The 16,319-nt window shown below is 42.9% G+C and carries 9 protein-coding genes; 1 reads left to right on the forward strand and 8 read right to left on the reverse strand.

The features are described from left to right. Positions 1-6: 6 nt before the first annotated feature. From D1614_RS21685 to D1614_RS21715, 7 genes are all read right to left on the reverse strand, one after another. The gene (locus D1614_RS21685; protein WP_206610113.1) at positions 7-3,195 is read right to left on the reverse strand and encodes a SusC/RagA family TonB-linked outer membrane protein; all 3,189 of its coding nucleotides are present in this window, start codon (positions 3,193-3,195) and stop codon (positions 7-9) included. 615 nt (positions 3,196-3,810) lie between these two features. After that, a complete protein-coding gene (locus D1614_RS21690) occupies positions 3,811-4,692 on the reverse strand; it encodes an SMP-30/gluconolactonase/LRE family protein (RefSeq protein WP_119440096.1) in 882 nt (293 codons plus the stop codon). Between the two features lie 21 nt (positions 4,693-4,713). Beyond that, positions 4,714-5,502 (reverse strand): SDR family NAD(P)-dependent oxidoreductase, encoded by a 789-nt coding sequence (locus D1614_RS21695; RefSeq protein ID WP_119440097.1) that lies wholly within the window; start codon positions 5,500-5,502, stop codon positions 4,714-4,716. A gap of 43 nt (positions 5,503-5,545) precedes the next feature. After that, positions 5,546-6,706 (reverse strand): mandelate racemase/muconate lactonizing enzyme family protein, encoded by a 1,161-nt coding sequence (locus tag D1614_RS21700; protein ID WP_119440098.1) that lies wholly within the window; start codon positions 6,704-6,706, stop codon positions 5,546-5,548. A gap of 27 nt (positions 6,707-6,733) precedes the next feature. Next, a complete protein-coding gene (locus tag D1614_RS21705; protein WP_119440099.1) occupies positions 6,734-7,432 on the reverse strand; it encodes an RraA family protein in 699 nt (232 codons plus the stop codon). A 5-nt stretch (positions 7,433-7,437) separates the two neighbouring features. Further along, complete coding sequence (locus D1614_RS21710) at positions 7,438-10,386, reverse strand: glycoside hydrolase family 2 protein (protein WP_119440100.1); 2,949 nt, start codon at positions 10,384-10,386, stop codon at positions 7,438-7,440. Positions 10,387-10,388: 2 nt separating this feature from the next. Further along, a complete protein-coding gene (locus D1614_RS21715; protein WP_119440101.1) occupies positions 10,389-13,322 on the reverse strand; it encodes a glycoside hydrolase family 2 protein in 2,934 nt (977 codons plus the stop codon). 191 nt (positions 13,323-13,513) lie between these two features. Between D1614_RS21715 and D1614_RS21720 the strand changes: the two genes are divergently transcribed. Then, positions 13,514-14,395: an AraC family transcriptional regulator gene (locus D1614_RS21720; protein ID WP_119440102.1), complete on the forward strand. Its 882-nt coding sequence runs from the start codon at positions 13,514-13,516 to the stop codon at positions 14,393-14,395. Between the two features lie 10 nt (positions 14,396-14,405). Here the strand turns inward: D1614_RS21720 and D1614_RS21725 are convergent, their stop codons facing one another. Continuing rightward, on the reverse strand, positions 14,406-15,956 hold the full coding sequence (locus D1614_RS21725; protein ID WP_119440126.1) for a sodium:solute symporter family transporter: 1,551 nt from the start codon (positions 15,954-15,956) through the stop codon (positions 14,406-14,408). Positions 15,957-16,319: the final 363 nt, after the last annotated feature.

The raw sequence follows: 16,319 nt of genomic DNA on the forward strand, positions 1-16,319 counted from the left end.
ATCGGATTAAAAGTTGACTTGCAGACCCAAGTTAAATACACGTTGAATAGGATAGTTGATTCCTTTGCCAGCCATTTCAACATCCCATAGTTTGAAGGCACTTAAAGTGAGCAAGTTTGTTCCGTTAGCGTATACCCTGAATGTATCGAACCAAGGCACATTAAATGAATACCCCACTTCGACTGATTTAAGTCTTAAGAAGGCTCCGTTTTGCATATACCAGGTACTGGTTTGAATATTATTTCCGACTGGTGTTACCGATAACCTTGGCCAGAGGGCGTAAAGGTTTTGGTTCACTTCTGTCCAATGATCATCTGCATAAGCCTTAAGGAAAGCACTGTGTCCGCCACCTACATTTAAGAATGGGGCAGTTAAAACTGGATCAATCCAAAATGAAGAGCGGGCCGAGCCCTGGAAAAAGAATGAGAAATCAACTTTTTTGTACCCAGCCGACATACCAAAGCCATAAATTATTTCGGGAACTGTTGGATAACCCACCGGAACCATGTCAAGCGTGGTTATTCTCCCATCTCCATTAACATCCTTGTATTTTATATCACCCGGCAGGTATTCTCCAAATTGTCGGGGACTGTTGTCAATTTCAGCCTGGTCAACAAACAAGCGTTCTGCAACATAGCCCCATACCTGATTCAGAGGTTTCCCAATTCTGGAAACCCATGGAGTAGCACTGTAATCAGGTTCTTCAAATTTAACCATTTCGCTATGCGTATAGGTGAAATTTGCACGGCCAGTAATCCATAGATCATTGGAAAAACTCTGATTGTAATCTATTGACATATCTATACCGTGGTTTTTAGCTTCGCCCAAATTGGCCCGTACTCCAGCTTGCAAGCCCATACTGGCAAGAGTAATTCGATCCATCAAGATATTTGTACGATATTCTCCAAAATAGTCAGCATGGATATTTAACTTATCGAACAATCCTAATTCAAACCCGACATTGTATTTGTGTCCAATCTCCCATTGAATCTGATCGTTTTCGTATCTGCTGATACTCACCCCTGGCTTATAATAGTCGAGTTGGGTACCAAATTGTCCACCTCTACTGATATTATTGAGGGAAACTTCTGAAAGGAAAAAGAATCTGTCGTATTCGTTGCCAATGGCATCGTTACCTACTAAACCATAAGTCGCTTTTAATTTTAAGTTGGATATTCTGTTTTTATAGGCTTCAAAGAATGGTTGGTTACTAATAATATAACCAAGCCCGATAGATGGAAAGAATCCAAAGCGGTTGTTTTTGGCAAAGCGTTCAGAACCGTTGTACCCAAAGTTAAATTCGGTAAAATAACGTGAAGCATACGCATAGGTAAACCTTCCGCTTATTCCCAGATTACGGTAAGGCAGCGACTGTTGCAAACTTCCCGGGTTCGCGGCTTTAGCTTCCCGGGCAATAAAAACAAGCATACCGCTTACATTGTGATCGTCATTGAATGTACTGGTATAATTTATTGAGCCTTCGTAGTAGTTGGTAATATTTACTTTCTTTTCGTCCTCGGAGTATGACAAATACTCGGTACCGCTCTGTGAGTTAAGCTGTGTCAATTTATATGCACCCTCATCATTTTTTCTGATAGAATAATAATAAGGATTGAGGAACCGCCTGATGCCCGAAGTGGCTTCTCTGGTCGTATTGTAAAGCAATTTTACCGATAAGCCTTTGGTTATCATATCCAGGTTTTGGGATAATTCGAATTGTGACAAAATCAACGACCTGTCTGATTCACGATAACCTCTGGTAAGCTCGGCATAAGGATTCAGAAATTCGCCTTCGTTATAGTTACCGTATAGAATGTGTTTTGTATACTGGTGCTCAGCATCCGGTTCGTAATATGGGCTGAACAATACAGGGTTCGCATAAAGGGCCATTTTGTAAATGGTTTCACCATCGCTAACAGGCCCTCTGTAATCGTCATAAGTTCCCTGGAAACGGATTCCAATTTCAGTAGTTGGTGTGATGTTCAGATTTACGTTCGAGCGTACCAGGTATTTTGTAAAATCAATATCGTTATCAAAGAAGTTTTTCTGTGCATTTTTTAAAATGCCATTGTCCTGATTTACTGAAGCTGCTACATAATAACGAGCAACTTTACCCCCACCGCTCACATTAAAGTTGAGTCGTTGATTAACAGTATAGTCTTTCGTAAGGAGATCAATCCAGTTATTATTGGGGTATAAAAGAGGATCAGCACCTGCAGCCGTACGTTGGATTTTTTCTTCAGTATAATATGTTAATCCTAAGGGGTCGCGTGTCAATACAGCTTCATTGTGCTTACGCATAAATGTTATGTTGTCGGCAAATTCTACATTTTTTGTAGCCGTTGAAAAAGAATTCTCAAAGCGAACATTCACTTTAGATTTACCTTCTTTACCTTCTTTTGTGGTTACTAAAATCACTCCGTTGGCGCCGCGCGCACCATATAGTGCGGTAGCTGTTGCATCTTTCATAATAGAGAAGCTGGCGATATCGTCAGGTTGCAGACGGGCCAAATCGGTAGCCGAAAGTTCAATTCCATCGATAAGAATCAGCGGCGATTTCGAATACCCGAATGTTGTGACCCCACGAACAAAAAATTCGGCATTGTCTCTTCCGGGTTCACCACTACGCTGGTAAGAAATAATGCCGGCCATTCTACCAGCCAAAGCCGTAGTTAAATTACTGGACGGAACCTTTAGTTCTTCGGTATTAATAGTTTCAATTGAAGATATAACACTTTCTTTCTTTTGCTTGCCGAATGCAACAACTGTCACTTCATCGAGCTCGTCAACCATCTCGCTCAGTGTCACATCAATTTTTGTTTTGTCATTTACGTCTACAACCTGGCTTTCCATACCGATAAACGAAAATTGCAACTTATCGGTTGATTCTACATCAATCGAGTAGTTCCCATCGCTATCGGTGATTACACCTTTTGTTGTTCCGTCAACAACAATTGTAGCACCTGGCAAAGGTTTGCCATCTTTGTCAGTTACTTTACCCGTAACCTTATGTGTGTTTTCTGGTCGAGTCGTTGCATTTTCGATTGTGGAATTCTTTTCAATCTGATTATCCTTTGCTTCAGCCTGCACACTCAAAACAAAAAGCATGATTAGCAAATAAGCAAGCCTTACTACAACTTTTTGTTTGTTAAACACGCAACAACCATAATCCGTGCTAAATTTGATTATTCTCATAAGTAGTTTTAAAAATTTGGTAATTAATCTCATTTACTAGTTAGGTACCATTTCTGGTGTGTATCATTTATAGTTATACCCCATAGGCACATCAATTTATATTCACTGACTTACAATACATTAAGAGGAAAAACACAATATGATTCCATAGATATCCGGAAAAACATATTTTCAAGATAACTTGCAGACAAAGCAGGTATCACGTAACCTTACCTTTATTTATTCTCTCACAAAATGGACGTATTCCAAGAGTTGAATAAGTACTGACTATAAAAGAATACGAAAAGTATCACTAACCTCTATTAAGCATCTTTTCATAGTTTAGCATTTAGTGTTTATACAAAAGCCTGATTAGGCTGTTATTTAATTACACATGATGTGAAAACATCATTTCAAAACGGTGAATGTTCCCGCATTTACCGTTTTTTAGTTCAGGAAAATCTAATTTTCCACGCGATCAATGTAAAGGTAAACGATACTATTTATACTTGCTTATACTTTATTTTCTAATACATGAACTATATTGTCCAAACTATTTTGCTGTCGGTAAATTATTCACACCAGGCAAAAGGATGTAAACCAAATAGTCAACATAAAAAACTACTTTAAGAATGACTAGCTATGAAAAGTATCTGCCACTAAGCCGTTTGCATTTACTCTTATGCTAAACAGCTGCCCGTTCAACGGAAATTCCGACAACAATTTTTCGGTGAGGCCTTCTCTGGCAGTGGTAATATACAGGGTATCCAAATCAGGGCCTCCAAAAGAGCAAGAAGTCACATGCGGTGCCGGAACTTCAACAATGGCTTCTGTTTCTCCATTTACAGGATTCCAGCATCGCACAGCGGCCCCTCCCCAATGCGCAATCCAGACCCTTCCTTTCGAATCGATTGTCATGCCATCGGGAGCACCTGCTTCTTTAGGTACTTCAAACAATACTCTTTTGTTCGAAGTCTTACCGCTTTCCAACTCGAAATCATATGCCCAAACACAGTGTTCAAAAGTATCGATATAGTACATAGTCCTTTTATCGGGCGACCATGTCAGTCCATTGGATATCGTTACTCCGGCTTGTTTTAGCTGAAGTGTTTTTCCTTCAAAACAATACAGATTTCCGGCTTTTGGGACAACATTTTTGTTCATGCTTCCGATCCAGAATCTTCCTGCAGCATCACATTTTCCATCGTTAAACCGGTTGTTGGGCATCTCGCTATCAGGGTATTCCACAAGAAGATCCAGTTTACCTGACTCAGTTAAACCAAGAATGCCTTTTTCAGCAGCCACTATAAGCATGTAGTCTCCCACTGCCGGTACTACAGCACCCACCATACTACCCACATCGTAATGTCGAAAATTGCGGGTACGAATGTCAAGGCGATGTACTATTCCACGGGTAATGTCTACCCAAAACATTTCATTTAGAATGGGATGCCACACCGGACTTTCACCCAGTTCACAAAGAGGTGAACCGGCGACCAATTTCGCTTTATAGAGCATAGTAAAAAATTGAAACGTTCGTTAATCGTCTTGCAGGATCGCTGACCGGCCGCCATCGAGCAAATAGGTTGTGCCAGTGGCAAATGCAGCTAAACTGCTCGACAGAAAAGCACACCAGGCGCCTACTTCTTCGGGGGTTCCCAGCTTTCCGGCCGGATGGAGTTTGATTGTCCGCTGCCTTTCTGCTTCTGCATCCGGAAATGACTCAAACCATTTATCGTTTCCCGGCGTTTCAATAAACCCGGGCGCCAGGCCCACTACCCGTATGGCAGGTCCCCACTCAATAGCTAAAGAGCGCACGAGACCGGTTAAAGCGGTTTTGGTTACATTGTACGGAAAGCATCCTTTTATGCTCGAGAAAGCATGGTTCGAGGTCATAATCACAATCACGCCATTCTCGCTTTTCTCAAGCCAGGGTTTAGCGGCTTTTGCCAAACGCCAATGAGCAGCCAGATTCAGTTCGTGATTATACATCCAATCGTCGTTGGTACATTGAGCGGCTCCACGAAAAACATTCACCCCTGCATTGGAAATCACAATATCTATTTTTCCAAACTTCTCACCGGTTTCCTGTACGAATTTTGTTAGCTGTTCTTCCTTGGTTACATCAACCCGACGATAGAAAAATTGTTGTCCAACAGCTTCCAGGTCATCCTTCAAACTTGTTATAGTTTTATCGTTTTCTTCCGTACGCGAACATCCGGCAATACTACAACCGGCCTTTGTCAACACCTTTACAACTCCGGCCCCAATTCCGCTGGAAACGCCGGTTACAAGTGCTACTTTGTCTTTCAGATTAATCGCGAGCATGCAGATTGTTTTATAGTCTAATTTAATGAATATAAATAAGTTTCTAAATGTAGTAACCTTGCCTGAAGGTACGAATACCAGGATACTTTTTCATTTCGTCTTCAATCAGGTCGACTCCAAGTCCCGAACGTTCCGACAATACCAGTTGACCGTCTTGTATTTCAATCGGGTGACTGATTACTGTATCTCTCCAGCTTACATCGTTAAAAATAAATTCCTGTCTGAAGAAATTCGGAATAGCCGCACATACATGAGCACTTGCCAAAGTAGACAGTGGACCATTTGGATTATGGGGAGCCAACAAAACATTATAGGTCTCGGCCATTGTAGCCATGCGTTTCATTTCTGAAGGCCCTCCACACCTGGTGATATCAGGCATAATAACATCAACCACCTGTTTCTCCAACAAATCACGAATACCATACCGGGTATAATGACGTTCGCCTACACAAATCGACACTTTCGGATCGATTCGTTCACGCAATGCTTTTAAGGTATTGGCGTTTTCGGGCCCTGCCGGTTCCTCGTACCAGGTAATATTTAACTGGGCTAAGCGTTCGGCCATAGTTACCGCCGTTTTAAAATTCAGCATGGCGTGTGTCTCGATCATCAAATCGGCATCAGGCCCAATGGCTTCGCGAACGGCCTTACTCACTTCATAAGCCCGGTTTTGCTGCTCCTGACTCAACCCCAGATCGGTATTCAGGTCTTCGCCATACAGGTAATTCACATGCGCAAACGGATCAAATTTTACTCCTTTGAATCCTGCTTCCATCACTTTACGAGCCTGTGCTGCATAATCCCGAGCGCTATGACTTCCGTTGGTAAACCAATAGTTGGCGTACAAACGAATTTTTGTCCGAAAAGCCCCGCCAAGCAATTCATACATGGGCACTCCCAGCACTTTGGCTTTCAAGTCGAGCAAAGCCATATCGATTCCTGATATGGCACACATGCTGGCACCAAAGGGGCCCACCCAATTCAGGTCGCGGTAAAGTTTGGTCCAGATAAAGTCGGTTTGCATCGGATTCAGACCAATTATCCGCTGACCAGCTTCTTTGGCTGCTGCCTCTACGATTTGGCTTCCCGGCCAGTTGGTGGCTTCTCCGACGCCGGTAAATCCTTCGTCAGTGTATATTTTTAACATGGTCCAGTTGTATTTCACTCCCTCAACCAACCAAACCTTTACATCTGTTATCTTCATCGAAAAATATTTTAAATTGAAGTTCAGTTACATAATTCCGTATCTGTTCCAGGCTTCAACGGCGCTCATCCCTTCCTGGATAGCTTTTAAAACCATGCGTTCGCCACGCGCCTTCTCCAATGATCTGGCAAACACCTCATCTTCCACTTCACGGGGAACTATACAAACGCCATCTATATCACCAATAACAATATCCCCCGGGTTTATACGCACTCCGCTCATTTCAATAGGAACGCGGTAATCAATCACTTTACCACGCGGCGCCTGGTCCTGGGCGTAAGGGCCATAGGAAAATACAGGAAGACCGACTTCGTAGATGCCATTTGTATCGCGCGAGTAGCCGTTAACTACGGCCCCTGCCCCTCCACACATTTTCACCCTTGTAAGCATCAATTCCCCGACCAACGCGTACGAAGGAGACGAACCGGAGCAGATATACACCTCGTTTGGCTTTATATCATCCAGAGCTTCCAGCATCAAACCAAAAGGTTTATTCATCAGTGGATTTTTCGAATCCGGACTCAGTTCCTCAAAACAATCAGCCTCCAGAACAGTCATCGCACGTCCAACGATAAACATTTCTTCTTTCAATGGCCTGATTTGCGGTGGCAAAAACTGGCGTTGCATCCCCATCTTATCCATAATATCGCCAACCACCGCTGTATAGAGTTCTTCCCTGATGAATTTGAAGAGCTCTGTATCATCTTTCCAATAGTTCTGTGTCATATTTTTTACTCGTTAGTAATTTTCAGTTTTATTTCACCGCTGATTTTTTGCCCCCGTATCAGCGGAATATCATACAGCTGTGCATGCGAACTAAAGCCACGCAGGAAACGTTCCGATCCGGGATTATCGTAGCCGGCAATCAACCAATGAATTGCCCCCTGATCCAGCCAACTGCGAATATGCTGGCTTCCGTCCGATTTCAACTCAACACGTGTTTTCCCGGGCGCAAGCAGTGCTGCCCTGAATACATTTCGTTTAGTTGAGCGGAAATCGTTGCTACCGTAATTTGTCTGATCCTGGTTATATGTCCAGTCAGGCTGTTTGGAAGGCCCGGCCAATCCACACCGCTGGTCGTTGTAAAACAAATGTGCAGTCCCTTCCAGGCGCCCGATATGATCACCGGGATATACGCTCCACAATCCTTTTCGCTGCCACTCCAACTGGGTATAATCTTCAGGCAGTGAAAATGCCAGTCCCCACTGACGGAAGTTTTCATTTTTTAACATTGAATAATCGTAGTCCACCCGGATATTACCATCAGCAAAAAAATGTAATTGCAGGCTTCCGGCAGCCTCATCGTATCCTTCACTTAAGCTTATAACAAACTGCTCCTCCCCCTTTTTCACTTCCACCGAACGTATACTTCGGTTCGATGCCTCGGGCGAAAAGAGTGTATAATCGGGCGTCTCTTTTGTCATTTGCGTATCGCCTTTGTTGTTGGCTGAAACAAGCATTAGTGCAGGCCAGCCGTTTAGCACTTTATTGCCTTTCGAATCGAAGACAAACAATCCCTTCGGACCAAACTCGACCTTCATATTTTTGCTCGTTGCAACCTGCTGGTCTCCTTTCAAACTCCATGAAAAATGGTCTTCATTTTTTGTGAGCATTTCTGTTACCGGCATCGAAAAATCGTAGGCATATTCATCAACAGCAACTTCGCTGTCTTTAAAAACTGAGATGATCAGCTTTCCTACTTCATCGTTGGTAAAAGGCAAGGTAGCCTCCACAATTGCACCGGGTTTTGCATCAACGGTTAATGTCCCCTGCTTGGTGTCGTTGTTCTTCCAAATAATCCGGCATTCCTTCAAATTTGAAAAGAAATAACGATTTTCGAGCGTCAGCTTTACCTTTTCATTTTTTGGACCGTCGTTCAACGTAATTTTTACCGGCGAATAGATTTTCTTCATGTGCCAGTATTCGGGTTTGGGCCTTCGCCACCCATCAACAGGTCCCCAGGTACCGTAGCCAACCACTTTCCCGGAGGGTAAAAAGAAACTATCATCGATACCAGCCCACAAAGCACCACCCAGTACTCCTTTCGAAGCGTACATTTTTTCCCACATGTGGTAAAGAATATCCCCCCAAAAGTCGCGAATGCCGGGATCAGTCATTAGTTCGTAACGATTATAGGCATTCAGGTGGCAATATTCGTCGAAAGTAATCGGGCGCTGGTAGTTCCTGTATTTATCAGGGCCTCCGGGTCCGGGGTAATGATGATTGGCAATTTCAAGATAACCGTTGTCGCCATCAGGGCCGTATTGGCTAAAGATACGAGGACGCGAAGGATCGGCTTTCTTTACCCAATCGGCTGCTTCTTTGAAAAGCTCATCAAAATCGTACGACTCGTTGGCAATCGACCAATGCAAAACAGAAGGATGTGATTTATTCATTTCCACCATTTCCAGAAGAGGTTGTACAATACCTTCGAAGTAATTCGCATTGGTAACCGGCTTTTTAGAAGCCCAGCAAAATGGTCCTTCCACCTCGACAAACATCCCCAATTCATCACAGGCTTCCAGCAACTTTTCGTTGGGAGGATAGTGCGAAGTACGGATATAATTGACATTCCCATCGCGAAACAATTTCACATCCTCGTACCACTGGTTTCCGTTCAGCGAACGTCCCCTTAAAGGATGAACTTCGTGCCGGCAAACTCCACGCAACTTGATTGGCTGGTTATTCACAAAAACCTGGTTACCGCGAACTTCAATCTGCCGAAATCCAAAGCGGCGAACCACTTTGGTCAGCTCTTTTCCATTATGAAAAAGGGCACATTCAAGAAAATACAGGTTGGGATGTTCCGGATCCCATTTTTCAGGATTTTTCACCTGCAGCTTTATTGAATGCGAATCGATTGAGTTGGCAGCCAGCGTAATATCAGATTTTGTTTCTCCGCTAACCGGAATTTCTTTTCCTGTGTTATCGCGCAAGCGAAGTTTAAGCTGTATCTGCTGTTCCTTTTTCGATTCGTTAGCAAGCTTCAGGCTGGCATTCAATTCAGCGTTTTTATAGTCAGCATCGAATGTGGTTGAAACATGAAACGAAGCAGCATTTATTTCGGGTAGTGCAAGCAGATAAATCGGGCGGGTAATTCCGCCCAGGGGATGAACAGCATATTGCGATGCACTCGACAAGGTATCGGCCAGGCTTTCGCTTTTTACGCTAAGCGCGATGGTATTATTTCCGTTTTTTACAAGCTCCGTTACATCGAGCTCAAAAGGAGTAAATCCCCCCAAATGAGAACCGGCTTCCTTGCCGTTCACCCATATTTTGCATTCACTGTAAATGGCTTCGCATTTCAGTTTTATACGCTGTCCTTTCCATTCGGGATTTAAATTGAAGGTGCGAAAATAGCCTGCTGCAGTTCTGGGATTTACTTCAAAGCCCTGCATTACCCACTCACCGGGAACTTCAATGCTTTTCCAGTCGGCAACACTTTTTGCTTTGTAAAAATCAGCTTCAGGCTGGGCTGAAAACGACCAATCTCCGCCTAAATCCAGTTTGAATGACTTTAGCCCATTAACCGACTCAGGCTGAGGAGTCCAGCGTATGTGGTTAACTTTTGTCGAATCGAAGCTAAACTGTCCGGACACAAGAAAGGACCAAAACAGCAATGCACCAACCAAACAAATTTTATATGCAGATTTTAGAGTCATGGAATTGCGGTTATTCATAATTATTTATTTCTATCGTTTACTAACTTAATTTTTACTTCATCGCCAAATTTGTCACCATCTTTTAACGGACGTCTGAACTTCTGCAGATGGCTGCTAAAAAACATATCTCCCCCTCCGGTCGAAAATCCGGCCACAAGGAAATTCACCTTACCGACTTCCATAAAAGCGCGAAATGCCTGGCTACCATCCGAGACCACAACCAGTCCTTTGTTTTGGTTATCTGACAACGACGCCCAATATATATTTTCGCGGGTTGCCCTAAAGTCGTTTGTTCCTAACTCATTGGCATCGTAGCACCAGTCGTCTGAAGGCGCTTTTCCAAACGAATCGACCCGGAAAGCTTTGTCTCCAAACGAAACTGTTTTTCCATGTGTACGCCCAATGTGGTTTTCGGGATAGTAACTCCAAAGCCCTTTTCGGTACCACTCGAGCCTGTTCATATTTTCGGCTGCCGAAAATACCAGTCCCCACTGACGAGGATTAATGTCGGAATTTGCCGTCATCTGGTAGCTGATGTCCAGTGCTGCATCCTTCGAAAAACGATAAACAAGCTCGCCTTCCGCTTCGGTATATGAACCAGCGACTACTACCTCAACTGTATCATTTTTCATCGACCATGTTGCCTTTTTCATGTTCCAGTTACTGCACGTCTCGTTGTGAAACGGAATTTGCAGGCTGTGTTCGGTCAGACACTCACCTGTTTTTAAGCTGAGTAACATTAACTCTGCTCCACCCTTAAGTACATACTTTTCGCCAACTTGTGCATTGTCCAGTTTTCCCGTGTTCAGGTTAAAGGCCCAGCTAAAGCCATTGCCTTTAATCATCAGCATTTCTCCCTGCTCAATCGCATCAAGTTTGTCGCCGTTTAACTCTGCAAACGGAATATCGTCGCGTTTCACATCTCCGATCTCAATAACACAAGTTTCCACTTCTACACCTTGTGGCGAAACAAATTTTACTTCCAGTAGTTTGCCGTTTAGTTCCTTTGTTTTCGGCTGGACCGTGAGAATTCCGAAGTTATGAGGAGCCAGGTTCATATTTAGCATTCCCGATTCAGCATCCAGTTTCCAGGTGATGGCACATTCCGAAAGGTTGGTAAAATCAAAACGGTTTTCCACCTGCAGTTCAATACCCTTCCCAACTGAAGGAACCGCCACTACACGGTTGTGTATTTTTACCGGTGAATAACTCTTTTTCATGTGGAAATATTCGGGTTTTTCGCGACGCCAGCCATCAATTGGGCCCCATTCGCCATATCCTACCGAGCGGCCATCAGGCAAGAAAAACACATCGTCGATACCCGACCAAATAGCACCTCCCAGGCACCCGCGGCTTTTGTACATATCTTCGAACATGTTTTTAAACCCGCGTCCCCACGAATCACGCACTCCGGGGTCGGTAACAATTTCACTCCGGTTGTAGGTATTCAGGTGAGCATATTCACCAAACAGCAGCGGCCTTTCAAAATTTTCAGCCACGCCTGGACCTGCCGGACCGGGATAATGTATATTGGCAACCGGCATTTTCGTACTGCCGTAATTATTAAATCCGCCGTAAGCCTGATCGTGAAAAGTGGCGGGCCGTGTCGGATCTTTTTTCGCAAAAAAATCGGCCAGCTTCGCCCAGTTTGGTCCCCATGCTGATTCATTGGCCATCGACCAGATAATGATACTGGGATGATTTCTGAAAAACTCAATGTTCGATTTTGAAATGCTTTCGAGATAAGCATACAAGGCAGGGGCATGAGGATCATGTGTTTGCCAGTGACTGTTTGCACCATGCCCGATCCAGGCAATGGGGTTCTCAAGCTCTACGTACAAACCAATTTTATCGCACCATTCAATAAATTCTTCCGAAGGCGGGTAATGCGAAGTACGGATATAATTTACATTTCCGGCCTTAAATAGTTTGGCATCCTGTTTCCAGAGTTCATCAGTAAGGCTGCGGCCACGCAACGGATGCACCTCATGGCGGTTTACTCCTTTTAGTTTTACCGGGCAGCCATTTACAAAAAGCTGGTTGCCGATTACTTCAATCTGCCGAAAACCCACATTTTTTACTATTTGTTCCGATCCTGCATCCGAGCTTACAATAAGCTTTAGTTGGTATAGGTTCGGATGTTCTGCATCCCATTTTGCAGGGCTGCCTACCGGAAAAATAAGTTCAATTTGGCTACTGCTCTTTTCATTAATATTGTAATTATTTTGGCTGTTGTCGAGTGTCACTGTATTTCCATCGGGGTCAATAAGTTGTGCTGAAACGCTTGCTGACGCCAGCTTACTTTTATTGACCAGCTCTCCGCTAACAAGCAAGCGCGCGTTATTGTATTCCGCATCAAATTCTGTTTTTATCCATAAATCACGTAAATGAACTTTGGGAACAGCTACCAGGTAAATCTTTCGCAAAATCCCGCCCAACTGATGAGCCGCATATTGCGTACCCGACATTAAAGTATCAGCAAGGGTTTCCGCAACAATTCCCATTGCAATCCGGTTCGTCTTTCCGGCGTTTATCAGATCCGTCACATCTTTTTCAAAAGCCACCATCGGACCGGTATGGCTCCCGGTATGCTTTCCGTTTATGGCAACTTCAACTTTACTAAATACCGCATCGCAACGTAAATACACTGCGTAGTCTTTCCAATCGGCAGGCACCTTAAACTCGCGAAAATAGCCGGCTTGCTTTCCCGCTTCCACCTTAAAACCCTGCATTAGCCATTCACCCGGCACCTGAATCTCACTCCAATTTTTAGCTGTTTTTACACTAGTGGCATCAACATTCTTTAATGCAGGATTAAAATACCAAGATCCGTTCAAATCTATTTTATTATTGATCTGATCCGCATCATCAGGTACTTCAACATACTGGCTGTAAGCAATATTTACAGCCAACAACAATAAGGTTGCAAGAGATAGATATTTATAGTATTTCATTAGCGAAAAGTTTTATTCAAAAATACTTTTGAAAACAGAAGCCTGCTTGTAGTTAATTATCTAACAGTTGAACAATATTGTCTTATTTGATGTAATATCAGAAAATATAGCCAAATTCGAATGCAGTATTTGTCCATTTGCAGCCGTGATACAATGATTGACTGCCTATGAAAATTTAAAGACGTTATTTTATGAAACCACACTATATAAAGTTACCAAAACATCTCCACGAAACCGTTCACATCAGAAAGGATATTACCATGAATTTTTATCAGAAATGGCACTATCATGATGAAATTGAGCTGGTTTACATACTAAGGGGAAAAGGAACCCGCTTTATCGGAGACAATATCTCGAGATTCAGCGACGGTGATCTCTTACTGGTTGGCGATCATCTTCCGCATTTGTGGAAGAACGAACCACTTCCATCCACAAAAGGGAAAAAGAACATTCCTGCTTCTGCCATTGTCATACAGTTTCCGATGAATTTCGGAGCGGAAGGCTTGCTGGATATTTCAGAAATGACATCGATAAAGAAATTACTAAATGACTCCAAACGAGGCTTATTTTTTAGTCTTCCTGAAAATCACAATGCAAAGAGGCAAATCAGAAAAATGCTGACACTTAGTTCGTTCGACCGGGTATTGTCGATGCTTTCGTTGTTAAAAGAACTTTCGGAGACAGAGAAAAAGGTTACACTCTCCAGCGTTCCGTTTGCGGATCATTACATGAAGCACAATTCAAAAAGAATGGATGAGATTTATAATTACATCCTGAATAACTTCAGTAAAGAAATAAAACTGGAAGATCTGGCATCGGTGGCGAACATGACTTCCTCCTCTTTGTGCCGTTTTTTCAAGCATTCCACCCAAAAATCGATCAGTACTTTTATCAACGAAGTGCGGATTGGTTATGCCTGCAAACTGCTTATCGACGACAAATTTTCGATTTCGGATGTATGTTTTAGCTGCGGCTACAATAACCTCTCGTATTTTAACCGTCAGTTCAGAAAAATCATCGGCATTAGTCCTTCAAAATACCAGAATCAGATTAGCACCAACCTGGAAGAGTAAACGATTTTTTTTACCAAAACAAAATATAGATAGCCGAAAAAACGATGACAATGATGATGGAAAGGAGATTGAACCATTTGTCGGTACGGAAGATACTGCGCGAAAATTCGAGCCCTTTGTTTTCACTTTTCCCCTCCAACGAAAGGACGATAATAACCAGAGCAACCACGACAAACGATAAGAGCATTTGATCGAGAAAAGGCAATTCAGGAATCAAAAATTTTATGGCAGCCGAAACGGGTATCGAAATAATCGTCCCCCAAAGCGCGGCAGTGGAAGTGGCACGTTTCCAGAATAAACCTAACACAAAAACAGCTGTGATTCCGGGGCTCACCATACCGGTATATTCTTGAATAAACTGAAAAGCCTGTTCGATGCTCCCAAGCAAGGGGGCAACGATAACGGCAATAGCCATGGCAATTACTCCGGAGAGCCTTCCAACAAATACCAATTGCCTTTCAGAAGCATTTTTATTAAAATAAGGTTTGTACAGGTCCATCGTAAAAATGGTGGAAGCACTGTTCATGATGGCGCTAAATGAGGAAACAATGGCAGCAATAAGCGCAGCAAAAATAAGCCCTTTAATACCGACCGGAACAATGTTGGAAAGTATCCACGGATAAGCTTCATCGGGTTTTGCAATAGGTGCACCAAGCGCAAAAGCGGCAATACCCGGAACTACCACCACAAACGGCAGGATGAGTTTCAGATAACCCGCGAAAACCATTCCGCGTTGAGCTTCCTTCAGGCTTCTGGCTCCAAAAGCTTTTTGAATAATGTATTGGTTCGCACCAAAATAATAGATTCCGGCAATCCAAATTCCGCCAAAAACCGCTCGTATTCCCGGCAGGTAAAAATAATTGGGATCACTGCTTTTTAAAACCATATGAAATTTTTCGGGAACCAGTGTAAACATGGCTTCAAATCCATTAAGAATCCCCTGGTTGCCGCCTACCTGATTTACTGCAAAATAGGTGGTAATTAATCCGCCTACCAGCAAAAAGAAGACCTGGATAATATCGGTACTTGCGATGGCCTTTAATCCGTTAACCACGGTATAAAGCAATGAGAATATAGCCAATCCAAGAATTCCGTAAAACAATTTTATTCCGAAAATTGATTTTAATGCGAGCGCTCCGAGGTAAAGTATCGAAGTTAAGTTAACAAAGATAAAAAGGCTCAGCCAAAAAATGGCCAGCACGGTTTTTATGCGGTTATCGTACCTGAGTGCCAGGAATTGTGGCATAGTAAATATTTCCTTGTCGATAAAAACCGGGAGAAAATATTTTGCGACAACAATTAAAATAAGGGCTGCAATCCACTCGTAAGTAGCAATTCCGAGCCCAATGGCAAAACCAGAGCCCGACATTCCAATAAATTGTTCGGCTGAAATATTGGCTGCAATAATCGAACTTCCTACCAAAAACCAGGGAAGTGATTTGCCGGCAAAAAAGTAATCGGTACTGTTGCGTTCTTTATTTTTCGATCGTGTTAGCCAGTTGCCAACCACAATAACAACTATGCCATAAATGGCAAAGATGATCAAATCAAGTTTGTTCATAATCTGTTTCTTCCAGACTCCCGCATTTCTATTCTTTAGTAAAGCAGAAAGATTCTGCTTCAATTTCACCCGGCTCGTAGCGAAATTATCGAATATCAGCGTGAAACCTTTTATTCTTTAGTCAGACTGGAAAAATAGAAATATTATACCAATATACTTCATGAAAATAAACAACCTGACAATATAGTTCAAACGATGGATAATGGAATACTGATTAATGGATCAGGTTTATCCGAAACGATATCACTCAATATGTGTTATCAGACTTCGTCCGACCAAGGTTATTTCAAATAACAGCTGGAACGGCCAGATCTGAGCACCTCTGAAAAATAATAACCTTAATAAAGTTTATTTGAGAAGCAG

Source organism: Maribellus luteus (genome assembly GCF_003576475.1).
In the GTDB taxonomy this organism is placed as follows: domain Bacteria; phylum Bacteroidota; class Bacteroidia; order Bacteroidales; family Prolixibacteraceae; genus Draconibacterium; species Draconibacterium luteum.

Excerpts from the sequence above, each read along its gene's own strand:
- D1614_RS21685 (WP_206610113.1), bottom strand. The coding sequence starts at position 3,195 with ATGAGAATAATCAAATTTAGCACGGATTATGGTTGTTGCGTGTTTAAC.
- D1614_RS21725 (WP_119440126.1), bottom strand. The coding sequence starts at position 15,956 with ATGAACAAACTTGATTTGATCATCTTTGCCATTTATGGCATAGTTGTT.
- D1614_RS21695 (WP_119440097.1), bottom strand. The coding sequence starts at position 5,502 with ATGCTCGCGATTAATCTGAAAGACAAAGTAGCACTTGTAACCGGCGTT.
- D1614_RS21715 (WP_119440101.1), bottom strand. The coding sequence starts at position 13,322 with ATGAAATACTATAAATATCTATCTCTTGCAACCTTATTGTTGTTGGCT.
- D1614_RS21700 (WP_119440098.1), bottom strand. The coding sequence starts at position 6,706 with ATGAAGATAACAGATGTAAAGGTTTGGTTGGTTGAGGGAGTGAAATAC.
- D1614_RS21705 (WP_119440099.1), bottom strand. The coding sequence starts at position 7,432 with ATGACACAGAACTATTGGAAAGATGATACAGAGCTCTTCAAATTCATC.
- D1614_RS21710 (WP_119440100.1), bottom strand. The coding sequence starts at position 10,386 with ATGAATAACCGCAATTCCATGACTCTAAAATCTGCATATAAAATTTGT.
- D1614_RS21690 (WP_119440096.1), bottom strand. The coding sequence starts at position 4,692 with ATGCTCTATAAAGCGAAATTGGTCGCCGGTTCACCTCTTTGTGAACTG.
- D1614_RS21720 (WP_119440102.1), top strand. The coding sequence starts at position 13,514 with ATGAAACCACACTATATAAAGTTACCAAAACATCTCCACGAAACCGTT.